The sequence below is a fragment of the Paenibacillus sp. FSL H8-0280 genome, assembly GCF_045040665.1.
Taxonomy (GTDB): Bacteria; Bacillota; Bacilli; order Paenibacillales; family Paenibacillaceae; genus Paenibacillus; species Paenibacillus xylanexedens_A.
Window position 1 is genome coordinate 909,900 of the sequence record NZ_CP150296.1, and the last position, 22,172, is coordinate 932,071.

A 22,172-nucleotide genomic window follows, 5' to 3' on the forward strand; every position below is an offset into this window, starting at 1 on the left:
GGGGGCAGAGCTGTGAAGAGATTTAGCAGAAAACGAAGCTTGGGAGACTCTATTTTTTCCATCACCAATGGCATATTTATGTTGCTTGTCATGGTTGTTACGTTATATCCTTTTTTAAACACCATTTCCGTATCTTTCAATAACGGGCTGGATACGATCCGTGGAGGGATCTATCTCTGGCCGAGGGAATGGACGCTGCAAAATTACGTCTCCGTATTCCAAAACCCGAATCTGACACAAGCCGCATTTGTTTCGGTCGCCAGAACCGTGGTGGGAACGGTTGTACAGCTGTTCTGTACAGCCATGCTGGCCTATGTACTGAGCCGCAAGGAGTATATGTTTAACAAATTGGTCACGACGCTGTTTGTCATGACGATGTATTTCAGCGGCGGCTTAATTCCGGGATACATGCTGATCAAACAAGTGGGGCTGCTGAACAGCTTCTGGGTATACATTATTCCCGGGTTGATCGGGGTGTTCAACATGATCGTCATTCGTACCTACATTCAGGGACTGTCGGAGGGATTGATTGAATCCGCGAAGATGGATGGAGCCGGAGATTTTCGGATTTTCATGCGTATCGTGCTTCCCCTATCCAAGCCGGTTCTGGCTACGGTTGCACTGTTTATTGCTGTAGGTCAGTGGAACTCCTGGTTTGACTCCATGTTGTACACGGCGGGAAATCGGAATTTGACCACCTTGCAGTATGAGCTGATGAAATTGTTATCCTCTGCGACCTCACAGGGGGGGACCGTCAACGTGGATTCATTCAAAAATGTAACCAACATGGTGACGCCTGTATCCATTCGGGCAGCAATCACGGTTGTGACAGCAATGCCGATCGTTTTACTGTATCCGTTCTTGCAAAAATACTTTGTGACTGGACTAACCATTGGAGGGGTAAAAGAATGAAAAATGCAAATCAAAGCGAACAATGCACGTTTAACAATCCGATCATGCCCGGGTTTTATCCAGATCCATCCGTATGCCGGGTGGGTGAAGATTTTTATCTGGTGACATCAACTTTTGCCTATTTTCCTGGCGTTCCGATCTTTCAGAGCCGTGATCTAGTGAATTGGAAACAGATTGGAAATGTGCTGGACCGCCCTTCGCAATTAAATCTTCAGGGAGCAGGCCATTCACAGGGGATATTCGCTCCAACGCTTCGGTATCATGAAGGCACCTTCTATATGATTACAACCAATGTATCACATGGCGGCAATTTTGTTGTAACCGCTACCGACCCGGCTGGGCCATGGTCTGACCCATATTTTATTGAAGGCGCAGAAGGCATAGACCCTACGATTTTCTTTGATGACGGCAAAGCGTATTACCTTGGTACACGTCCTTGCTCCCAGGGAGTTCGTTACAATGGGAACTGGGAAGTGTGGCTGCGGGAGTTGGATCTGGGCAGTATGAAGCTGGTGGGAGACAGTTACGTTCTGTGGCGCGGGGCGATGGTGGATGTCATCTGGCCGGAAGGCCCGCATCTGTATAAGATCGATGAGTATTACTATTTATTGATTGCAGAGGGAGGCACAGGGCCAAACCATGCCGTGACCATTGCTCGTAGCAAAAGTTTGACCGAAGGATACGTCGGGAATCCGAATAATCCAATCATTACACATCGCCATTTGGGTAAACGTTACCCTGTTGTTAATGTAGGACATGCCGACTTGGTGCAGGCTGCGAATGGTCAATGGTTCATGGTCATGCTTGCTTCGCGTCCATATGGGGGGAGCTATAGCAACCTGGGGCGGGAGACGTTCCTTGCTTCTGTTGTTTGGGAGGACGGATGGCCTGTTGTCAATGAGGGCCGCGGAATCCTGGAGGAGCAGGGCACGTTGGATTTGAAGCCTGTTCCGGTAGAGCCGCAACTGCGTTTTGACCATTTTGACAGTGATAAACTGGGCTTGCAATGGATGTTCCTGCGCAATCCTCAGGAGGATCTCTATTCATTAACCGAACGAAAAGGATACTTGCGGCTGAAGCTGAAACCGCAAACATTGAAGGAAAAAGAAAATTCCAGCTTTGTTTGTCTGCGTCAAAGGCATATGGATTATGTCGCAGCTACAGCGATGGAATTTGTGCCCGGGAATGCCAACGAAACGGCTGGTCTTGTCGTCATTCAGAACGATCAGTATCACGTACGGATTGAGCGTGCTCTGGCCGAGAATCAGCAGGTGCTGCGTGTGGTGACCGTTATAGATGGTCAGGATAGCCACATTGCGCAAATCGCGCTGGAGGGTGATGTATCGCGAGTGTATATCAAACTGGCTGCGACAGGTCAGCAACTCAACTTCTATTACAGCACGGATGGAAGTCAGTATCATCTGGTGGCGGAACAGGTAGATACAAGTAGCTTGAGCACCGAAGTAGCCGGCGGCTTTGTTGGCTGTTGTATCGGAATGTTTAGCAGCAGCAACGGTACTTCTTCCGATCAAGTAGCGGACTTTGACTGGTTTGAATATGGTTCCATCTAGTAGATTCATCCACATCTGAAATGACTAGAGGCTGAATAGAGTGAATTGACGATTCGGCAGTTGTGGCGACTATGCTACAGATCATATAGAGAAAGCTCAACCATGCAGTTACAAGCGGATGGTTGAGCTTTTTCTATGATGGATATATATTTTCCGATTCCGATAACTCCCTTTCTGCTATATATTAAGAATGATATTCATATAGAAAGAAGGAGATGTTTTGATTTTCAGAAAACTTGTGAGGTGGACTTTAGTTCTAATGTTTCTACTACCTTCCATCGTCAATAGCCAGCATCAAACCGTGTATGCGGATGAGGGGCCTATTGTGGATTTGAGGTATGAACCTAACGAGGACGGCACTATTTTCATTGAAGGAGTGGCAACAGACTCAGCATATGAGAACGTGAGATTGCAGATTAGTACACTTGACGTTAATGCAAGTGGTAAAAGTGAACATGTTAGCTTGTATGAGGCACAAGTAATGACGAATAAAAATGGTTATTTTAGTGTAACCACTTTGAGCATTGACCCCTCTAAAGTAAAGAATGATTATATTTCAATCTCTTTTTATAATGAGAGAGGGAAAGAGTCAACTGTATCACCGGGATATCCTCTAGCTATGCCTAATCTTGACACGAGTCACTTATATGAAGATCCGGATTACATTAAAGTTGGTCCATTTGACAAGTTTAAAGACGGGTACACTCCACCGGTTAAGAATGAAATAGATTATACACAATATGGTGTAGGTACAGCAGCACCGACAGTAACTACAGCAAAACAGATTAAACAAATCGTTAAACCTGTATCCGTAGCAGCAAGCAATACACATGTCATTGTCTTGACTGCAGATGGAACGATATATGGTTGGGGAGATAATTTACATAACGAAATTAAGGATAGTGTTCATCCAGTACTGCCTGTAACAAAAATTAATAAGCTCTCTAATGTAGTGAAAGTAGGGGCAGGAGAACGTTTTTCACTGTATCTAACCAAGCAAGGCGAACTTTATGGCTGGGGAGACTTGAACTATTTAGGAATCAAAACAATGACGGGAACACCCCAAAAAATCACGCTGATCCCTGAGACGATAAAGGATTTAAGTGTTTACGGGAAGGGTGTCGTATTGTTAACGAATTCGGGGAATGTCTATCAGCTTGGAGGAGCCGGTGGCACAGGTATGAAACTCTTGAAGAATCATCATCGAAAAATCAATATTCGAGATGTTGTGGACGTAACCATTGGCGATCTTGATCGTGCTTACGCCGTTAAGAAGGATGGTACAGTGTGGTATTGGAACACCAATATGAAGGACAAAGAAACTACAGCTACACCAATGCAAGGATTCAAAAATATCAAAAAAATCTCATCGGCTGGAGATAACGGGCCCTATTTGATAGCACTGGATAAAAAGGGGAATCTATGGGCTTGGGGTGATAACACTTCACGTCGGTTGGGTTTCAATGTTACCCAGAAGTTGTACAAGCCTCTGATGATTAACAGAGGACCAATTCGATTGAATGGTGTAGAGATGACGTATCCTCGAGTCGATCTTGCATACAAGGCTATTTCCGCTGGGGATGAGGGAGCATTGGTAGTCACTGTTCAAAATGAAATGTTATTTATGGGATATGGTGCAGGTACAGTTAATTTTGCAAGTACTGAGGAAGCGAGAAATTCCTATAAAAACGTATCACTAATCGAAACAAGTTATAAAAATATGTATTGGGTATCCAATGGGAAGTTATGGGTCGCGGGTTATCGGAATGAATATGGACAGTTGGGATTTGGGGTTAAATTGTAGTGTGTTGTTCGTTTAACAAACCTATTAATAGATAACAACCGTCTGTTCTTATAATGGCTTAGGATAACATCTATGTTATGATATTTGCATCTTCAAAAGTTCGATTGAAGGGGCATAGCGTATGAATCAGAGCATACAACAGTTTAAAGCGGATTTTTTCAAAGCGTTGGCACACCCGATGCGGATTCAGATTCTGGAGCTGCTGAGTGAAGGAGCCAAGAACGTGAATGAACTGCAAAGCATTCTGGGATCGGAAGGCTCTGCCGTTTCACAGCAACTGGCTGTATTGCGCAGCAAAAACGTTGTCCATGGAATCAAAGAAGGGACAACCGTCACCTATTCGCTGCGTGATCCGCTGATTAAGGACCTGCTGGCAGTCACCAAACAGATTTTTGACAATCATCTGGTTGATGCCATTTCCATGCTGGAAGATATTCGAAAAGAGTCCTGACACAATAAACAAGAGCAACTGGGTGTAATCACCGGAGGTTCTTGTTTTTTTGTGTTAAGTTCCTGCTGGGATTGTGCGTAATCCGATTGACAGGACGTATGCAGGGGAGTAGTCTTTTGAATATATTCAAATATTCAAATATATAAAGAAAAGAAGGTTTTTGTACATGAAATGGATGGGGAGATATGCAGGGTACAATGTTGCCGCTTTTCGCAAGGATCTGTTATCAGGACTGATTGTAGGTATCATTGCGATTCCACTCGGTATGGCCTTTGCCATCGCTTCCGGGGTCAAACCGGAGTATGGATTGTATACCACAGTAATCGCAGGGATTCTCATTTCCTTGCTGGGTGGGTCCAAGTTCCAGATTGGCGGGCCAACGGGGGCATTCATTCCAATCCTCTTTGCCATTGTGATGCAGTATGGATATGAGAATCTGCTGATCGCCGGAATGATGGCCGGTTTGATGCTTGTACTTATGGGCGTATTCAAGCTTGGGGCATTAATCAAGTTTATTCCAAGGCCGGTGACTATCGGTTTTACGGCAGGGATCGCCGTCATTATTTTTAGCGGACAAATTACGAACTTTCTGGGACTTCGAGGCATCGAGAAACACGAGGATTTCTGGTCCAATATGAAAGAAATCGGGATGCATATCTCGACGATTAATATATACAGTGTGCTTACAGCTGGAATCTGTCTGGCTGTTCTTCTGCTTGTACCCAAGTTTGCACCAAAGGTGCCCGCATCACTGGTGGGGCTGGTTCTTTCGACGGTAGTCGCGGCTTTCTTTTTTGAAGGGCAGGTGGCTACAATTGGTTCGTCCTTTGGCGCCATACCCAGCTCTTTGCCTCAGTTTCATGTGCCTGAGATCACTTGGGAGCGTATCGTGAACTTGCTGCAACCCGCTTTTGTCATCGCCATGCTGGGTGGAATTGAATCGTTGCTATCCGCAGTTGTTGCTGATGGCATGACCGGAAGTCGGCATAACAGCAATCGAGAGTTGATTGGGCAGGGGATTGCTAATATGGTGACGCCGTTATTTGGTGGTATTCCTGCAACAGGAGCGATTGCACGTACAGCAACAAATATCAAATCTGGCGCAGTATCGCCATGGTCTGGTGTGATTCACGGTGTAGTGGTTTTGCTGGTACTTGTTCTCTTTGCGCCATATGCATCCCACATTCCTCTTGCCAGTATGGCTCCCGTTCTCATGCTGGTGGCCTGGAATATGAGTGAACGAAAATCCTTCATGCATGTCATGAAAACCAAAACGAGCGATTCACTCGTTCTGCTGATTACCTTTTTGCTGACCGTATTTACAAGTTTAACAACGGCTGTAGAGGTTGGGTTGATTCTGGCTGTTCTTTTATTTGTTAAACGGATGAGTGAGGTGTTAAAGGTTGCCAAAGTACTGCCCGATCCCGAGCATAAACATGAGAAAGTCATGGCGCACATGGTTCGGGAAGGACATGACTGTCCGCAAATAAGCCTGTATACAATTGAAGGGCCACTTTTTTTCGGCGCAGCGGATATGTTCGAGAAGTCGGTCATGGATTCGATTCATCGGCGACCAGGCACTCTGCTGTTGCGCATGGGCAAGGTGCCTTTTATGGATACAACAGGTGAATCCAATCTGGCCCGTGTTGTCAAACATATGGAGAGATCCGGGGGCAGGGTTTTACTTTCAGGCATTCAGGCGCAACCGTTGGAGATGCTGAAAAAAACAGGTTTGATTGAACGGATTGGTTCGGATCATATGTTTGAGCACACGGGTGAAGCCATCAATTATGCATTATTGCATCTGGATGTTCAGAAATGTAGGGGGTGCAAACATTTTGCCTTTCGTGAATGTGCTGCATTGTCGAGTGCTGGCACCGACCCAGAGTGTAATAACCTGCTGAAACCTGGAAAGCGAGTCAATGCAAATAGCCCTATCTAACCTGCTGATGAGAGAGATGGAGCTATACGAGTCTAAAGAGTATTTGTTTATCAAAATATATATTCTGGAAAATAAACGAAAAATATACTATGTTATAGGTTGATAGGTGAAAGGATTACATCGTTCATCAGATGAGAAATAATCATATTAAACCGAAGGAGCAACCATATGTCCATTCAACCGACTGCTTTACGTTCAGTGCTTAACCCCAGGTACCTGGAGTCTGCATTGAGTAATCAATATGACATTGGAACATGGGAAGAATGTTTATTTTGGCTTAGAGGATTGAATGATACCTACCGGGTTCGCACGTCCAGTGGCATGTACATTCTCCGTATCTACCGCACTGAAATCACGGAGGCAGATGTTCAGTATGAGCTTTCATTATTGTCTCAACTCAAGAACGTTCTAGGTTCTGCGGAACATACAGACATTGGAGAATACATCGAGAAGAAAGATCATACGGGATATACGGTGATGGAGGCTGCGGAAGGCAAGCGGGTTGCTGTAATGTTTCGGTATATTGAGGGTACGGAGAACAACCTGGAGGATGAGGAGTCTTGTTACGCCTTTGGTCAATCTGCGGCTGAATTGCATGAGGCTATGGATCAGGTGAACATGGAGCTGCCACGATATGAGCTGGATCTGAAGTTACTTATTGACGAACCCCTTGAGCGAATTATCCAATATATCGGTGAGAACAATGAAGCAGCAGCATTTCTCCATACGTTTGCCACAACATTAAAAGAACGTATCGTTGCCACTTCCAGACAAGACTTGGACTTTGGTCTGTGCCACGGCGATATGCACGGGAATAACAATGTGTTTCAACATGAACATCAGTTCATCCATTATGACTTCGAGTGGGCAGCCAAAGGCTGGCGTGCCTATGATTTAGCTCAAGTGAAAGTTCGAAAAAGACAGTCTGATGAGCGAAAGGCAGCATTATGGGATGCGCTAATGGCAGGATATCGTTCAGTCAGAAGCTTCTCTGCCGAAGATGAGCAGGCGGTTGATCTCTTTATTGTTGCTCGCCGATTCTGGGTGATGGGACTAGATGTTGCTTTTATCGAGAGTGATACGGGTGCGCTGGACTATGGTTCGGATTGGCTGGATAGTTTCGTGGAAGAATTCCGGGATACGGGAATTATATCCTAGTGAATGATGAATATTATTTTAGGTGTAGGTTTAAATGTTTTAAGACCCTTCCGAGTCAACTTGAACTCGTGAGGGTCTTTTTCATCTTATATTGAAGGTAACAGGGGCACTTATTAGTTGGATGATGATGAAGAAGCAGCAGCAGCCGATGCTGCCGCAGCTGCGGCCATGGCGGCCTGCTGGGCGATAATAATGTTTGTGATGCTGGTTGAGATGGTTGTGGTTAGAACACCGTTGCGCAGATCCTCTACATGTTGTATGGCTACCAGAGCAGACGAGAACAGGAGCAACTCCTGTTTGTCGATTGACCAGGCACCGAAGCCTTTTTGAGTCCGTAACCAGTCATTTGTTTCTGCGACTTCATCCACTAATGACTCTCTGTCCGAAGGCAGTAGAGAAAGTATCCCGAGAGATGGTAACGTATACGTTTTATCCATTCGGAGACCCCTTTTGCGAAAAGCTTCATTTAAAGCAATCACACGAGCACCTGCATCCGGGGGATCATCTCCAAGAACCAGGACCTGTGTTAACGCCTGCACACTGTTTCTGGAAGAGAACTCTGGTTTTAATTCCCCGTAGAGTTGTTCCATACGTGCCACACCAGTATCCACCTCGAGATCGGAAAGGGCTAACATGGCAGCGAAAATGTAGTCGTCCTGTCCAGTGAGGAAACGATGCTCTGCTTTCATGCCGTCATAAAATAATTTGGCCCGCTCCACCGTAGGTTGAAACTGGTCAGGTGATGTCTGAGTAGCGATCTGATAGGCGGCAATAACCAGATAATCGGAGTTGCGGAATTTGATCTCTTTCATCAAGTCATAGACATGTAAGGTGTCTGCCAGTCTCGTCTCTTCATCCGTTGTAAGGGAGAGCATGGCAGCAATGCTAATGGCCGAATTACCTCTGAATGCAGAGAAAAGTTTTGTGTTTTGCTTAATCAACTCATGGCTTTGACGAATAGCTTCCCCATCCGCTGTTTTATTCTCCGCTGCATAGAGCAGGGCAGCCAGACGTTGCATCATCGCATGTTGCCATTTGAACGACTTCTTGATGATCTGGGTATTGGAAACAAATAATTCAACTCGTTCTGCATGATGCTGCTGCATAGGCACACCTCCATATTCACTGTTATTCTACAATTCCCTTCCAGCTTCCTTCATTCCGTCGGTGTAAACAGATTAGATGATTAGGAATATCAAATGAACTAAAGCGATTATTCCCATAGGGTAGATCAATGATCTGGAGAACCCGTTTTTAAATTCATTTCGAGGATGTTTTTCGAAAAAGAAGTGTAATACGGTATGTATGATGAAAAAGATATCCAGAACCCAGAATGTAATGGTCTGATACGAGCTAAAAAGCAGAGAGAGGATGATGGTATACATTGGCAGGTGAATCCAAGTGAAATACCTATAGGCTTTATCATCTTCCATATCTTTTAACACCATAAACAATTTCCACTCGGACCGCCTGATGGCATCCATTTCGTGAAGCAGAAAGAGAGACAGGTTAAACAAAAATAAGACTAGTAAAAAGTCAGGCATATAAATTCTCCCATTTTTCAATTTTATACAAGCAGGTCAATAGCGAACAAGTCACTTACGGTATTGCAACCCACATATACAATACGTGAGTTGTCCTTTGGGGGTTCCAGCAACCTCCCTGTCGAGTCATGTATTAGAAAGTCTCTGTCACTTTGTTTACACAACGCTGCAGTGAATTGTTTATTGAACTGTCTGCCATATTCATTAAGCGGTTATCCTATACTTATATGTGTAGTGAATCCGTTTCCTCACATTCCTTGTTGTATTTCTGCGGCACATCTCGTACAATTTGGTGAAGTAATTCTGCATTGCGTTAATGTGAATGTGAAAATTAAAGATTACATCAGGAAGCTGTACACAAGAAAAGGGGAGAATCGTTTGGAATCAAAGCAACTATCTAGAGGGCTAAAGCCCCGCCATGTAGAGCTGATTGCACTCGGAGGTACAATCGGCGTTGGTTTGTTCATGGGATCGGCAAGTACGATCAAATGGGCAGGACCATCCGTGCTGCTGGCCTATTTACTGGCCGGTATCGTTATCTTTTTTGTCATGCGTATTATGGGTGAAATGTTGATTCAGGAGCCGGTAACCGGTTCGTTTGCTACATTTGCTCACAAATATATTAGTCCGCTTGCCGGATTTCTGACCGCCTGGAGCTACTGGTTCCTGTGGGTTACGGTGGGTATGGCGGAAGTTACGGCGATTGGTATCTATGTCGGGTATTGGTTCCCGGATATTCCGCAGTGGCTGCCTGCACTTGCTGGGGTGCTCATCATTGCGGCGGCAAATCTGGCGGCTGTGAAGTTCTATGGGGAATTTGAATTCTGGTTTGCGATGATCAAAGTGACTGCCATTGTGGCGATGATCGTGATCGGAACCGGGCTCATCTTCTTCGGCTGGGGGAACGGAGGACAGCCAATCGGGCTGTCGAATCTGTTCAGCCATGGCGGATTCTTCCCTGGAGGCATCAAAGGTTTTCTCTTCGCGCTATGTATCGTAACGGCTGCGTATCAGGGCGTTGAAATGGTCGGTATTACAGCAGGCGAAGCGGAGAATCCGAAATACACCTTGCGTAAAGCGATCAAAAATATCGTATGGCGTATTCTTATTTTCTACGTTGGTGCCATATTTGTTATCGTAACCCTGTACCCTTGGAACGAAGTGGGCGAGACGGGAAGCCCGTTTGTGCTCACCTTTGCCAAAGTTGGTATTGTTGCTGCAGCGGGAATCATTAACTTTGTGGTACTCACGGCGGCCATGTCGGGATGTAACAGCGGGATTTACAGTGCGGGACGGATGCTGTACACTCTGGCTGAGAATGGGCAGGCACCTGCCTTTTTCAAAAAGCTGTCCAAAGGCGGGGTTCCCCGCAACAGTATCGTCATTACAATCTCCTTGCTGCTGATTGGGGTTGTGCTGAACTACCTGATGCCGGACTCCAAGCTGTTCCTGTACATCTACAGCGCAAGTGTTCTTCCGGGTATGGTTCCATGGTTCGCGCTGGCGTTCAGCCAGTTCCGATTCAGAAAGCGTTGGGGCAACGAGATGGCGGATCATAACTTCAAGTCCAAATGGTTCCCGATCAGCAATTACATCATTATTGTGTATCTGATCCTCGTCATTATCGGTATGGCTTTTAACCCCGATACGCGCTTGCCTCTGGTTGTTGGAGCTACGTTCATGGCAATCGTGGTGGCTGGATATTTCGCATTTGGCATTGGCAAAAGACAACGGATAGATGGCGGCGAAGATCGCTAGTCTAATATTCAAAAATCAACTTATATCGTAATTTCATACGTGCATTCCTTGAATACAATGGAGAACCTGCGGGTGATTCAGCGTCATTCAAGGAGTGCATTTTTTTATCCGCAAAATTCATACTTGAATCTCCTGTAACTGGAGGTTTTAAGATTGGAGGTAGAAAGGGAGGCTTTAAGCATATGAGGACAGTGGAATGGATTTATCTTATTTTCAACCTGCTTATATTAGTGGGGGTAATCGGGATCGGGAGACAGAGTCAACATTTTCGGAAAATGGTATGGGGTGGATTCGTCATATCGGGTGTGCTGCTGATCATCCATGGTGTGGTCGAAGGACTACGTTGGCCGATGATGCCGGCGTATCTGCTCACGTTGGTTCCACTGGTTGTGTTATTTACAAAGGCAAGACGCCAGCAACAGTCAGGTGAAACCTCGCTGAACAGCAAAGGTTCCGGGGCATCTGCTTCGAAATCACCTGTGGCGGGGAAATTCGGACGTGTTCGAATCATCGCAACGTCTTTCCTGGTGTTGCTATACGCTGTTGTGAGCATTGGCTTGCCACTGCTGTTCCCGGTGTTTTCGTTTGCCAAGCCAGCAGGTCCTTATGGAATCGGAACGGTATCCTACGACTGGACAGATAGCAGTCGGGACGAACTTCTGACGGGTAACGCCGGAGAGAAACGGGAGCTGATGGTACAGATCTGGTACCCAACGAATTCAGACGCAGAGGGCGCAACAGCTCCTTATGTTAATAAGCCGGATATCTATGCGACAGCCTTCAATGAAGTGCTGAAACTGCCAAAGCTTTTATTTTCCAGTCTGAGTCAGGTCAAAACACATGCGATACAGGAAGCTCAGTTGTCTGAGGCCGAAGCCAAGTATCCGGTTGTTCTCTTCTCTCATGGTCTGCATGGGTATGAAAATCAGAATACGTTCCAAGTCGAGCAACTGGTCAGTCAAGGTTACATTGTTGTGGGCATTAATCACACGTATAGCAGTTTGGTGTCCGTATTCCCGGATGGACGTGTGGCGCAGTTTGAATCGGAAGGAAAAGAAGGCTTTGAACAGCTGCAATTCAGTTACATGGACAAGTTGAATGAGACATGGGTGAAGGATGCACAGTTTGTACTGGATGAGGTAGAGAAGTTGGGTACGGGAGATCCGAGCGGACGCTTTACCGGACGTATGGATCTGGACAATATCGGCATGTTTGGGCATTCATTTGGCGGAGCAACGACAGTACAGATGTTAATGGATGATCCACGTGTGAAAGCAGGCATGAATATGGACGGTGTATTGTTTGGCGAGAAACGTATCCCTGCGGAAGGCGTGGGCAAGCCGTTCCTGATGATGAGTGCAGACTCAACCGTTGCAGGCACAAGTGTGATGAGTGACGAGGAAATTGCTGCAATGGGCACGACCCGTCCGGAAGCCGAGAAATATTACGAGGAAGTGTACGAGCGCTATGAGCCGGTAACCGCAGGAGGTAACTTCTGGATGGAGCTGACCAACACCAAACATCTGAGTTTCTCCGACCTCTACCTGATCTCTCCAATGCTCGAATGGACACAGGGTGTAGATGCGCGGGGGACACAACAGTTGGTTAACGATACAACGATTGATTTCTTCAACCACTACTTGAAAGGGCAATCGCTCCATATGGACAAGGAAGTGGGAGAACATGAATTCTATTCGTTGAAAAAAGGCTAAACGTATAAATGGAAGGAGACTGGAGTTCAGTCTTCTTCCATTTGTTTTAAACGTAACCGCATGCCCTCCTGTAACAGGTTAATGCCATCTACAATCTGGCTCCATTCGGGATTCATCACCTTGCACAGCTTGTTAAAACGCAAAATACGATCGGTCACGGAGTCCAGCATATATCGGGCCTGTTTACTAAAAAATACTTCAGGTGTTTCAGCATGCTCGACACTTGCATACATCAACACAAAGTCCCACACCATGCTTTGCACAGCAGGGCTATCGATTGCCCAACGTTTGTCCAGAGCTTCGGTAGTGCGAATGCGAATAGCCTCCATTTTTTTCACCCAGACGTCCGCTTCGACTTGTGGCTGATTCGCCATAATGAAGAACGGAACCTCCAGCCGAGCCAGATCGGCCCAATAGGCCGGATCATTGATCAGTTCCTGAATTTCCTTCCAGGCCAGTGTTTGCTGAGCCGTCAGTTTGGTATCTTTCATCATGTATTTATCGAAAAAGTGCAGAAACGACACTCTCCAATCCTGCGGAATACTGTCCAGCAGATGAGATTCATTCACCTTGGCAGCAACGAATTGTTTTCGACTACTCGCATTGGCCGTTAGTGACTCTACCAGACTGGAGATATAGGTGAGAGACTGTTCGGTATGTAGTGACGTTTCTTCTTCATGCTGCCTCGCTTGCTGCAAAACGGATAGCATGGAATTCATCGTGCCGATCTGAGTTTCCAAGGCTTCAATCTGCAGATCCAGTGCCTGTGCTACCGCCAGTTCACCGGACATGAGCTTTCGAATATCCGGTATGCTGAAATTCAGATAACGAAGTGTTGTAATGAGTTCGAGTTGCCATAGGTCTTGCGTTGTATAAAGTCGATGCCCGCCTTCCGTATGATTGGAGGGCTGTAACAGTTCAATCTCATCGTAATAACGGATCGTTTTCACCGTGGAGCCGATCAGTTTGGCTGCTTCACCAATGGAATAGGGTTCTATATTTGGGTTCAACGAGATCACCTCATGTTCTATTATACAATCTCCAGTTAGGGGAGATTCAATGTTAGACGACTGTCAGGGAATTCGGACGAACTTAGTTTAAATTCCACTCATCTCGGTTACAAAGGAAAGAGTGCAACTTTTACGCAAATTAAATTCACAACAAATAAAAAATACGTTTATACGATGGGTATCGTGTAAATAACCAAGGAGGAAATTGAACATGGCTAATCAGGACCAGCACACCATGCAAGATCCAACGACACAATATCCGAAGGCTACACCGGAGTGGAAACAGCAACAGGATGAGCCGGGGCTTCAGCGTGAGATGACACCTGTTCCCGATGCGGGTGAGAAAAGTTATAAAGGCAGCGGACGTTTAACAGGACGCAAAGCAGTTGTGACCGGGGCCGACAGCGGAATTGGCCGGGCGGCAGCGATTGCGTTTGCCCGTGAAGGTGCAGATGTCGTTCTGGCTTATCTGCCGGAAGAGGAAGCAGATGCGCAGGAAGTTGTGAAGCTGATTGAGGAAGTCGGTCGCAAAGCAATTACGCTGCCAGGTGACCTGAAGGATGAGAAATACTGTGAAGAACTCATTGAATCTGCGGTAAAAGAGCTTGGCGGGATTGATATCCTTGCTAACGTGGCAGGTAAACAGCAGTTTGTAGAGCAGATTGCGGATCTGACCACCGAGCAGTTCGATGCAACGTTCAAAACAAATGTCTATTCCATGTTCTGGCTCTGCAAAGCAGCTGTAAAACACATGAAGCCGGGCAGCTCCATTATCAACACATCATCGATTCAGGCGTACAAACCTTCGCCAATCCTGCTGGATTATGCAACAACGAAGGCATCCATTAACACGTTCAGCAAAGCGCTGGCACAACAGGTGGGTAGCAAAGGGATACGTGTCAACGTTGTTGCACCGGGCCCGGTATGGACTCCGCTTCAGGTCGTGGGTGGACAGCCAGTCGAGAAGCTCGCTGATTTCGGCTCCAATACACCGCTTGGTCGAGCAGGACAACCTGCCGAGATGGCTCCGGCATTTGTGTTCCTGGCAAGCCAGGAATCCAGCTATGTGAGCGGTGAGACACTGAATGCAAATGGCGGTACGGTTAGTCCGTAAATAGTCTTAGGTAATCCGATCAAGAGGATACGGTCTCCATATTGGGGGCGGTATCCTCTTTTTTGTCGTTAAGATGAGAGAAATAAAATATTTTTATATATGAAAGCGTTCTTATATAAAACGGAAAAGGTACATGGTAATATATTCAAGAACATGATCTTCGCTCCCAGCTCTGAGAGTGCGTTGCTTATACAATGAATCTGTTCAGATCAATACACTATGCCTAGGAATCGAAGGAGGAATTCTGTAATGGCCAAGAATGTACTTAAACTAGGTGACCCTGTCATAAGCACGTACACATCATATGGGACATTAACATCCGTTATGCACGAAGATTTATGGCCATGGATTTTCAATAACTTTATACAAATCAGGTATGCACATGGATGGGGAATTTTTTCGTTTGATTCCCATCAGTTTCTGCTAAGTACCTGTCCGGGAATTTCCTTTTACAACCTGCCACAAGAAATTGTAATTAGCAAATGGGGAACATCACTTAAGCAAGTGATTACGGAAGCGATAGATATGGGGTATTATCTATATATTTATGCAGATAGATACTACATTGCGTGTACAGACTATTATCAAAAAGAACATCTCATGCATGAATTATTGGTGTACGGGTATGACCTGGATCAAAATTTGATATACATTGCTGATAATCTAGATGATGGTAAATTCATACAAACCGTATGTAGTCTGGATGAACTTGAGAAAGGCTACTGGACCATGTCTAATGAGTACAGTTTTTGGACAGAAGTGAGATTCCTCAAGCCAATTCAGAATATCAATTATGCAATTCATGTGGAGCAGATTATAACGGCGATGGAAAACTATCTTAACTCAAGCGAGACATATGACTTAGTGAGAGATCAGAAATACGATTTTGGAATGCAAGCCATCCAACGCATCTTTACCGACATTGAGCAGGCAGCCATAGTTGGAGAAGCATTGGATTCACGAGTCTTTCATCTTTTGTATGAACATAAGCTACTAATGGAGTTACGTTTATCTTATTTAATGGAGAAATTAATCATTGAGCCAGATGCAACTTTTATGGAATTAAGCACTATTCTGAAACAGGACTACTTTAAATTGAGAAATATAGTTCTGAAGTACAATATAACGCGTGATGCAAGTACACTAAATAAAGTAAGTGAGAGATTACAAGAGAATCTCATGAAAGAGAAAGCATTTATTTCTTCTTTTATTACCAGATTACAACAGGTTAAATCAATGGCTTGAAGTCATCTAATAATAGACAAAAAATCCCCTTTGCTTGTTGAATAAGCAAAGGGGATTGCTGTGTAACTAAGTTACTTCTGTTCTGGTTTCGGGTCCAGAATGGCATAACTGCCTAGCGTGGCTAATTGTGCTGTGTTCAGAAGCGCTTCATCCACTGCAGCGAGGGCTTCGCCGGCAGCTGTCATCAGCTCATCAGAGTCAACAGGTGAGGCGAAACGGAGAATGACCCGGTTCTCTCCTTTTTTAAGTTCACTCTCAGCCTTGGTTTTGTACTCATTAATGGACGCGACTTCGAGACCATTCTGTACATAATAATCATTGGCATCGCTATCGCCATTAAACATCGCGAGCTCGGAATCAAGCCAGTAATCTTGATCCGCTATCGTTTTCTGACTGGCAGCAGTCTCATCATTGGCATTGTACAGGAAATACGGGATGCCGGAGTTCGTCAGGTTGTTGGTGGCATCGACATGGAACCATTCGTTCCCGATTTTGACCTTGTTCCATGCATGTGGAACGCCGCTGGAAGCGCCTGTTACAACGATGCTTTCCAATCCCGAGAGATCGGAGAGCAATTTGTAAACGGAAGCATAGCTGGCACATACCCCAACACCTTTGACCAGAATACCGTATGTGGTAAACGAGTCATTGAACTGCGGATCGACATTTTTGAAGTTGTTCAGCTCCGCATTTTCCAGCGCTGCATCATCATACTTCGCGTTATCGTTCAGATAATCGTAGATGGCTTTTCGTTTCTCGTCTTCGTTCATGCCGTCTTTGATAATAGAAGCCACGACTTCGTTCGCTTTGGCAATAATCTCATCTTGCTTCTTCTGGATACCACTAGCGGATTCATTATAATGAATCGAAAGGGTAAGCGTACCATAGTTGTATTCAAAACCTTCCACACCAAGAATCAATGGATTCTGGTACATCACTTTCAGAACAACATCTGAGAGTGTCGTGAAATTTTGAGCTTCGGGGAAAGCTTTTAACGAAATTTTATCTTGTGCCGCAATCATATTTTTGGCTAAAACTTCTTCCAATGCGGTATCTGCATTGATCATTGCATCGCCTGTAGCAGGCTGAGGCACAGTTTCCTGATTACCTTGTTCTACATTTTGCTGTGTATTGGACTTCTGTTCATCTACCAGATTGTCTTCTTCAGCTTCAGGAGCTGGAGCCGGTGTTTCATTGGAAGTTTCTTCAGAAGCTATATCTGAAGAATTATCAGAAGTCTCATCGGAAGCCTCAGTAGATAGAGGATCAGTTGCATCTTCTGACGTTCCAGTATCGGTTGTAGACTCTGGAGTTGAAGTTTCCGAAGCCGGTGCTTCTTCTGTTTCCGTTGCAGACTCAGGTGCATCATGATTGTTGATGATCGTTGGCACGTCAGGTGCAGGGACGTAAGGTGTGTCATTCTTCGGTTCCACCAGTCCGTTGCTGGAATCGGCTACGGTTTGCTGAGAAAGTTTGTCCAAATCTGCTTGAGTTACATTCTCTACGCGTACGTAACTTTTCAGAGCTGTTCCTTTAATATGAAAAGGAATATTCGTTTCATTGAACTCTGAAATCTCTACGCTTTTGGTATCATAGACAATGGTTTCACGGGCTAGAGAGCCGTCATTGTACTCAACTGTTGCTTTCTGAGGAAGTACATCTATATTCTTTAATTTCTCCATATACAATTGTTCTTTCAAAGATGTTGGTAACTGGGAAGCAAGCGGAGCTGTAGGGACACCTCTGCTAAAATTGGATTCTTTGCCTCCACCGATTGCAGTGACGTAATATTCTCCTCGTATACCATGGTTCTGAGTGGTAGTTATCATTTCATTATAAGTGCCTAGTCCGCCTTTTCCGTCTTTCATAAAATCATTGAAAGACGTCTCTGTTGTTACCGCAATATCTAAAGGCAGACTATTACTGAAAGCGTCCTCTGCGCCAGTTAGAGGGACATTTGTATCGAAGTTGGTTAGGTCAGAACGTTTATAAATTTTATATTTTGTGGCACCTTCAACCTTGTCCCAGACCAACTTGAACCGTCTATCTTTGTCAATTTCGTATCTTAGGTTAGGTACGGGTAACTCCGATTTCACTGTAAACGGAATAATGATGGGCTGATCGAGTAGTGTTAGGTTTTCCGCATCTGGATCATAATTCAGACGAATGTAATAAATGGGGGCACCGCCCCAAGAACTTTGATCCTTGTTCATTATGGAATCTGAACTTAAAACGCCCCATCCAAGAGGCTTAATGGAAACACTATTGTCGTTTGTCTCTGGGATGGCATATACATCGCTTGCTTTAAGTGCTTTAATATCGGTATGTACACTAATAATGTCACTAGCTCGCAGGTTACTTTTACGTAAATCGGCTTTGAACTTGAACATAAATTCTTCATCCTGAGCTACGTTGTACATCGGCATGATCGCTTGTTCCGATTCGGAGCCGTATTTCTGCTTCAAACTTAAAATGGTAGAACCTTCTACTACTTCTGTAGGATTATTCTCGGACGGACTGCTTTCCTGCTCATTACTCTGGCATCCAGCCAGTAACAGGGTGAGCGCAAACATAACGAAAAATAGACGTTTCATGATACACCGCTTTCTTGTTTTTCTCAGTTGCTCTAATGGCTACGTTCTACACACCGAAAGATTATCAAACTTGGTTAAAACCCATAATCGAACCTCTTAACGGACAAACCTCCTATTAATTTCCTAATATCCTTTGCTATTTTATGGTCATATTGACGCATTGTCAAGGTGAGAGGGTAGGTTTTAAGTCCTGTAGAACAATAGAACAGTTGTAACTCCGTAGCGTGTGTTCCATGTTAAAATACAAGAGTTACTACATATTTATATATATAAGCGGAACAATTGAATAGACTGGAGGGGCTCAGATGACAGCAGAACAGATTGTCAGAACCTTTTTTGAAGAAGTCCGATCAGGCCGGAATCCTGATTATGCAAGCAGCTTGATGGCGGAACAAGTACTGGCTCATCAAGTGATATCTGAAGATGAGGTCACGGTCACCCGAACACCTTCCGATTATGCGGATCATGTGCGAGAGATGATTAAAGCATACGGGGAATTTTCACTCGAAATTCTAGAGTTGCTGACGCAAGGTGATAAAGTTTATGTGCGCTGGAGACAAACGGGTATCCATGTTGGCGAAGTGGACGGATATAGTCCAACCAATATCCCCGTGATTGAAATTGCCAGTGCAGTATACCGAGTGGAAAACGAACAAATTGCAGAGTATTGGATACAGATCGACAGGTTGGGCATCGAGAAACAATTGGAACGTAATCGGAGCTGAGTTTCTCAGCTCTTTTTTAGTTTTCAGTTCTTTGTAAGCGTTCCCGTGTTATAATGGACAAAGTTGTATACAAGTTACCTAAAACGTTTTCTGTCTTTTAACTCCATAATCTGAAAGTGAGGTTCAGTGATGATTAAAGCAACGGAAGATAATCAATATGTTGAACTGACAAGCCCGACAAGCTTACCGAAGGCATCCGGATTCCTTTGGAATGAAAAGATGATGATTCATGTGAATTGCCGGGGGTACGCGGTGGCCCAATTCATGCAGCCCGAACCTGCGAAATACTCGTACGCGCCCAACCTGGAAGCGAAGACGTTTATGCAACCGGAGCAGCCATACTATGCCCACCATCCGGGACGGTTTGTCTATATTAAAGATGAAGTAAGTGGCGAAATCTTTTCCGCCCCGTATGAACCGGTTCGCAAGCAGGCGGATAGCTATACGTTCGCTGCGGGTAAACACGATATTCACTGGAAAGTGATTCAGGACGACATTTGCATCGAGATGTCCCTGCGCCTGCCGAAGGAAGATGTCATGGAGCTATGGCGTGTGAAGGTAACTAATCTGTCTACGAGAAAACGCAAGCTTAGTATCTACCCGTATTTTACGGTTGGCTATATGTCCTGGATGAACCAATCCGGTTCATATGTGGAAGATTTGCAGGGCATTGTCTGCTCGGCGGTTACGCCGTATCAGAAATATCAGGATTATAGCAAAATCAAAAACTACAGCGACAAAACCTATCTGCTTGCAGATCACCAGCCGACCGCGTGGGAAGTGAATCATGAGAGCTTTGAAGGCGAAGGCGGACTTCATAATCCTTCCGCCCTTCAGTCGGAGACACTAGCTGGTGGAGATGCACGCTATGAGACACCGGTGGCTGTATTGCAATACAGAGTCGAATTGGAAGCAGGAGCGGAGCAGGCGTATCGATTCATCTTTGGTCCGGCTCATGATGAGACAGAGATTGAGGGCATTCGTCAGCATTATTTTGTGAAGCAGAATAAAGAAGGACAGGATGGGTTCACCGCAGCCGAGCAGGAGTATGCTGGTTATATTGCGGAAGGGCAAGGGAACATCCAGATTGAGACACCGGACAGCTGGCTAGATAATGTTGTAAATCACTGGTTACCTCGCCAGATGTACTATCATGGCAAAACCAATCGTCTGACAACCGATCCGCAGACGCGGAATTATTTGCAGGACAACATGGGCATGAGTTACATTCAGCCACAGATTGCGCGGGCTGCGTTCTTGACTGCTTTGTCTCAACAGCATATAAGCGGCGCGATGCCAGACGGCATTATTTTGCACCCGGACGCAGAACTGAAATATATTAACCAGGTTCCTCATACCGATCATTGTATCTGGCTCCCAGTCTGTATGAAGACTTATTTGGATGAAACGAATGACTATAGCATTTTGGAGGAACAGGTTCCTTTTACAGACAGTGAACAGAAGGTTTCGGTATTGGAACATATGAATCTTGCGATGCGCTGGTTGATCCATGAGCGGGATGCGCGTGGGTTGAACTATATCAATCAGGGTGACTGGTGTGATCCGATGAACATGGTGGGATACAAAGGCAAAGGCGTATCCGGCTGGCTGACCATTGCGACGGCATATGCATTTAATGTGTGGGCAGATATTGGTGAACAGGCAGGGCATGGCGAGGTTGCAGCGGAATTCCGTCAGGAAGCCAATCAGACCAATGCGGTAGCAAATGAGTATCTGTGGGATGGGGACTGGTATGCCCGCGGAATTACGGATGATAACGTTGTGTTCGGTGTGAGCAAAGACGTGGAAGGACGCATCTATATCAATCCTCAGAGCTGGGCACTTATGAGCGGTGCTGCGGATCAGGAGAAACAGGAGAAGTTAATCCGTGCTGTAGAGGAGCAATTGGAGACGCCATATGGTGTCGAGAAGCTCGCGCCGTCTTTCACAGCTATGCGGGAAGATGTAGGTCGAGTTACGCAGAAACATCCGGGAAGTGCAGAGAATGGTGCAGTGTACAATCACGCGGCGGCTTTCTATATTTACGCGTTGTACCTGGTGGGCGAGAAGGAGAAGGCGTATCGTTTGCTGCGTAAAATGATTCCGGGTCCTGATGGCGAGGATATTCTCCAGCGGGGTCAGCTACCCGTATTTATCCCGAATTATTATCGCGGAGCCTATCGTCAATTCCCACGTACAGCCGGGCGCTCCAGTCATCTGTTCAACACCGGCACGGTGCCTTGGGTGTATCGTTGTCTGATCGACGGACTGTTTGGTCTGCAAGGTCACATGCAAGGGCTTCAAGTTCGTCCGCAGTTGCCAGAAGATTGGAACGAGGCATCGGTTACGAGGTTGTTCCGCGGGGCTGAGCTGCAAGTAAACATGAAGAAGGATGCATCTGTCCAGACAATTGAGGTGCATGTCGACGGCCAACGGATTGAAGGCGACATCATCAAGAACATACAAGCCGGCGTGAAATATGAGGTGCTGGTGAAGCTGCCTTTGTAGAAAAGAGTACGGAGTACTGCTGAACGGTGTGAAGAGTTTTGGACAATCACGAAGTAAATTAAAAACTGCCTTTCCTTTATAGAAGGAGGGCAGTTTTTAATTTCAAGATGTTGTTTTGAATTAA

At 45.5% G+C, this 22,172-nt stretch carries 16 protein-coding genes; 12 read left to right on the top strand and 4 right to left on the bottom strand.

Annotated elements, in window-relative coordinates; all coding sequences use genetic code 11:
* Positions 1 to 12 precede the first annotated feature (12 nt).
* The 6 genes from MHI12_RS04175 to MHI12_RS04200 all read left to right on the top strand — a co-directional run bounded on the left by MHI12_RS04175 (position 13) and on the right by MHI12_RS04200 (position 7,838).
* Positions 13 to 912, top strand: coding sequence for a carbohydrate ABC transporter permease (locus tag MHI12_RS04175; protein WP_340031893.1), 900 nt, complete (start codon positions 13 to 15; stop codon positions 910 to 912).
* Positions 909 to 2,483 carry a glycoside hydrolase family 43 protein gene (locus MHI12_RS04180; RefSeq protein WP_405171618.1) on the top strand — a complete coding sequence of 525 codons (1,575 nt, stop codon included), beginning with the start codon at positions 909 to 911 and terminating at the stop codon, positions 2,481 to 2,483. The genes MHI12_RS04175 and MHI12_RS04180 overlap by 4 nt, the downstream gene beginning before the upstream one ends.
* 325 nt (positions 2,484 to 2,808) lie before the next feature.
* Complete coding sequence (locus MHI12_RS04185; RefSeq protein ID WP_405171619.1) at positions 2,809 to 4,287, top strand: RCC1 domain-containing protein; 1,479 nt, start codon at positions 2,809 to 2,811, stop codon at positions 4,285 to 4,287.
* Between the two features lie 121 nt (positions 4,288 to 4,408).
* Complete coding sequence (locus MHI12_RS04190) at positions 4,409 to 4,738, top strand: metalloregulator ArsR/SmtB family transcription factor (RefSeq protein WP_017690603.1); 330 nt, start codon at positions 4,409 to 4,411, stop codon at positions 4,736 to 4,738.
* 166 nt (positions 4,739 to 4,904) lie between these two features.
* A complete protein-coding gene (locus MHI12_RS04195) occupies positions 4,905 to 6,680 on the top strand; it encodes a SulP family inorganic anion transporter (protein ID WP_405171620.1) in 1,776 nt (591 codons plus the stop codon).
* A 168-nt stretch (positions 6,681 to 6,848) separates the two neighbouring features.
* Positions 6,849 to 7,838: a phosphotransferase gene (locus MHI12_RS04200; RefSeq protein WP_405171621.1), complete on the top strand. Its 990-nt coding sequence runs from the start codon at positions 6,849 to 6,851 to the stop codon at positions 7,836 to 7,838.
* Between the two features lie 113 nt (positions 7,839 to 7,951).
* Here MHI12_RS04200 and MHI12_RS04205 read toward each other — a convergent pair whose 3' ends face one another.
* Entirely contained in the window at positions 7,952 to 8,944 is a 993-nt protein-coding gene (locus MHI12_RS04205; protein ID WP_405171622.1) for a DUF4003 family protein, read from the bottom strand.
* A 72-nt stretch (positions 8,945 to 9,016) separates the two neighbouring features.
* On the bottom strand, positions 9,017 to 9,382 hold the full coding sequence (locus tag MHI12_RS04210) for a DUF6713 family protein (protein WP_405171623.1): 366 nt from the start codon (positions 9,380 to 9,382) through the stop codon (positions 9,017 to 9,019).
* 378 nt (positions 9,383 to 9,760) lie between these two features.
* On the opposite strand from MHI12_RS04210, the gene MHI12_RS04215 reads away from it, so the two are divergent.
* Together MHI12_RS04215 and MHI12_RS04220 are read left to right on the top strand one after the other, a co-directional pair.
* Positions 9,761 to 11,140, top strand: coding sequence for an amino acid permease (locus MHI12_RS04215; protein ID WP_074093579.1), 1,380 nt, complete (start codon positions 9,761 to 9,763; stop codon positions 11,138 to 11,140).
* Between the two features lie 182 nt (positions 11,141 to 11,322).
* Positions 11,323 to 12,852, top strand: a complete 1,530-nt coding sequence (locus tag MHI12_RS04220; RefSeq protein ID WP_405171624.1) for an alpha/beta hydrolase family protein — start codon at positions 11,323 to 11,325, stop codon at positions 12,850 to 12,852.
* A 26-nt stretch (positions 12,853 to 12,878) separates the two neighbouring features.
* Here MHI12_RS04220 and MHI12_RS04225 read toward each other — a convergent pair whose 3' ends face one another.
* Positions 12,879 to 13,862, bottom strand: a complete 984-nt coding sequence (locus MHI12_RS04225; RefSeq protein WP_405171625.1) for a MerR family transcriptional regulator — start codon at positions 13,860 to 13,862, stop codon at positions 12,879 to 12,881.
* A 211-nt stretch (positions 13,863 to 14,073) separates the two neighbouring features.
* On the opposite strand from MHI12_RS04225, the gene MHI12_RS04230 reads away from it, so the two are divergent.
* Together MHI12_RS04230 and MHI12_RS04235 are read left to right on the top strand one after the other, a co-directional pair.
* The gene (locus MHI12_RS04230; RefSeq protein ID WP_405171626.1) at positions 14,074 to 14,976 is read left to right on the top strand and encodes an SDR family oxidoreductase; all 903 of its coding nucleotides are present in this window, start codon (positions 14,074 to 14,076) and stop codon (positions 14,974 to 14,976) included.
* A 249-nt stretch (positions 14,977 to 15,225) separates the two neighbouring features.
* Positions 15,226 to 16,221: a hypothetical protein gene (locus tag MHI12_RS04235; protein WP_405171627.1), complete on the top strand. Its 996-nt coding sequence runs from the start codon at positions 15,226 to 15,228 to the stop codon at positions 16,219 to 16,221.
* A 71-nt stretch (positions 16,222 to 16,292) separates the two neighbouring features.
* Here MHI12_RS04235 and MHI12_RS04240 read toward each other — a convergent pair whose 3' ends face one another.
* Positions 16,293 to 18,815 carry a transglutaminase domain-containing protein gene (locus MHI12_RS04240; RefSeq protein WP_405171628.1) on the bottom strand — a complete coding sequence of 841 codons (2,523 nt, stop codon included), beginning with the start codon at positions 18,813 to 18,815 and terminating at the stop codon, positions 16,293 to 16,295.
* Between the two features lie 305 nt (positions 18,816 to 19,120).
* Between MHI12_RS04240 and MHI12_RS04245 the strand changes: the two genes are divergently transcribed.
* Both MHI12_RS04245 and MHI12_RS04250 read left to right on the top strand, forming a co-directional pair.
* Positions 19,121 to 19,540: an ester cyclase gene (locus tag MHI12_RS04245; RefSeq protein ID WP_405171629.1), complete on the top strand. Its 420-nt coding sequence runs from the start codon at positions 19,121 to 19,123 to the stop codon at positions 19,538 to 19,540.
* A gap of 129 nt (positions 19,541 to 19,669) precedes the next feature.
* Positions 19,670 to 22,048 carry a GH36-type glycosyl hydrolase domain-containing protein gene (locus MHI12_RS04250; RefSeq protein ID WP_405171630.1) on the top strand — a complete coding sequence of 793 codons (2,379 nt, stop codon included), beginning with the start codon at positions 19,670 to 19,672 and terminating at the stop codon, positions 22,046 to 22,048.
* The last annotated feature ends 124 nt before the right edge of the window (positions 22,049 to 22,172 follow it).

What these genes read in the sequence shown, in the direction of transcription:
- MHI12_RS04190 (WP_017690603.1), top strand. Translation starts at nt 4,409, where the DNA reads ATGAATCAGAGCATACAACAGTTTAAAGCGGATTTTTTCAAAGCGTTG.
- MHI12_RS04235 (WP_405171627.1), top strand. Translation starts at nt 15,226, where the DNA reads ATGGCCAAGAATGTACTTAAACTAGGTGACCCTGTCATAAGCACGTAC.
- MHI12_RS04195 (WP_405171620.1), top strand. Translation starts at nt 4,905, where the DNA reads ATGAAATGGATGGGGAGATATGCAGGGTACAATGTTGCCGCTTTTCGC.
- MHI12_RS04200 (WP_405171621.1), top strand. Translation starts at nt 6,849, where the DNA reads ATGTCCATTCAACCGACTGCTTTACGTTCAGTGCTTAACCCCAGGTAC.
- MHI12_RS04245 (WP_405171629.1), top strand. Translation starts at nt 19,121, where the DNA reads ATGACAGCAGAACAGATTGTCAGAACCTTTTTTGAAGAAGTCCGATCA.
- MHI12_RS04230 (WP_405171626.1), top strand. Translation starts at nt 14,074, where the DNA reads ATGGCTAATCAGGACCAGCACACCATGCAAGATCCAACGACACAATAT.
- MHI12_RS04205 (WP_405171622.1), bottom strand. Translation starts at nt 8,944, where the DNA reads ATGCAGCAGCATCATGCAGAACGAGTTGAATTATTTGTTTCCAATACC.
- MHI12_RS04220 (WP_405171624.1), top strand. Translation starts at nt 11,323, where the DNA reads ATGAGGACAGTGGAATGGATTTATCTTATTTTCAACCTGCTTATATTA.
- MHI12_RS04240 (WP_405171628.1), bottom strand. Translation starts at nt 18,815, where the DNA reads ATGAAACGTCTATTTTTCGTTATGTTTGCGCTCACCCTGTTACTGGCT.
- MHI12_RS04210 (WP_405171623.1), bottom strand. Translation starts at nt 9,382, where the DNA reads ATGCCTGACTTTTTACTAGTCTTATTTTTGTTTAACCTGTCTCTCTTT.
- MHI12_RS04250 (WP_405171630.1), top strand. Translation starts at nt 19,670, where the DNA reads ATGATTAAAGCAACGGAAGATAATCAATATGTTGAACTGACAAGCCCG.
- MHI12_RS04180 (WP_405171618.1), top strand. Translation starts at nt 909, where the DNA reads ATGAAAAATGCAAATCAAAGCGAACAATGCACGTTTAACAATCCGATC.